Genomic DNA, 951 nt, shown 5'->3' with positions numbered 1-951 from the left:
CGGTGGGGGTGATGTGCAGGCCGCCGAATTCGGCCCAGGCTTCGACGGCGGCGGGGGAGACGGTGTGCCGGTGTCCGTTGGGTGAGGTGTGGTCGCGGAGGGTGTCGGCCCAGATCTCGGCCTGTTTGATGTCCCAGCGGCCGGGTTGCCAGCCGGCGGCGCGCAGGGCGGCGTCGACGGGGACGGAGAAGCGGGTGGTGGAGGTGCGGTCGGTGTGCATCTGCCCTTGTTCGTCGTGGTGTCGTGGGGCGGCTGGTGGGGTCAGTCGTCGGTGGCGGTGGGGTCGACGATGCGGACGCCGAAGTGGGCGCTGAGGGCGGTGCAGGCGCGGCAGGGGGCGGCGAAGCTGCCGTGCAGGGGGTCGCCGTCCTCGCGGATGCGGCGGGCGGTGAGTTTGGCTTGTTTGAGGGCTTTGCGGGCTTCGCCGTTGGTCATGGGCCGGCGGGCGGCGCGTTTGCTGCGGGCGGCGTCGGCGGTGGTGAGGTGGCGGGAGATGAGGATGGTTTCGGCGCAGCGGCCGGTGAAGCGGTCGCGTTGGGCGCTGGTGAGGGTGTCGAGGAAGTCCTGGACCAGGGGGTGCAGGGTGGGGGGCTGGTCGCCGCGGGCGGCGGTGCCGGTGAGGGTGGTGCCGCGTACGGAGAGGGCCGCGGCGACGGTGGGGAGTATGCCGTCGCGGCGGTGACGGAGGGTGGGGGCGGGGCGGTCGTCGGTGGTGCTCCAGCCGACGCGGGGGTCGCCGGAGGCGCTGCTGTGCGGGCCTGTTTGCGTGACGTTCATGGTGGTGTTTCCCCTCCCGTGCATCCCCCGGCGGACACAGGGTGCCAAATGCCGTGGCTGGTGCGGAAGCTGGGGCGGGGTGGAGACGCACGGTCGGGGGTGTGCTGTCACGCGGGGGTGACGTGATGGTGACGGTGTGTCAGCGTCGGGGGGTGAGGTGGGGTGGTCCGGGTG

The 951-nt window shown here is 72.9% G+C and carries 2 protein-coding genes; both read right to left on the bottom strand.

The window, feature by feature from the left end; translation table 11 throughout:
• A partial coding sequence (locus tag CCN42_RS38910) for an SUKH-3 domain-containing protein (protein ID WP_211294894.1) occupies positions 1-220 on the bottom strand: 220 nt, incomplete at its 3' end.
• A gap of 41 nt (positions 221-261) precedes the next feature.
• On the bottom strand, positions 262-777 hold the full coding sequence (locus CCN42_RS38905) for a YwqJ-related putative deaminase (protein ID WP_086741910.1): 516 nt from the start codon (positions 775-777) through the stop codon (positions 262-264).
• Positions 778-951 lie beyond the last annotated feature (174 nt).

It is taken from the genome of Streptomyces glaucescens, assembly GCF_002154375.1.
Lineage (GTDB): Bacteria > Actinomycetota > Actinomycetes > Streptomycetales > Streptomycetaceae > Streptomyces > Streptomyces glaucescens.
This window is presented reverse-complemented; position numbering and strand designations above follow the sequence as displayed.

Coding starts and splice junctions, on each gene's coding strand:
- CCN42_RS38905 (WP_086741910.1), bottom strand. CDS start 777: ATGAACGTCACGCAAACAGGCCCGCACAGCAGCGCCTCCGGCGACCCC.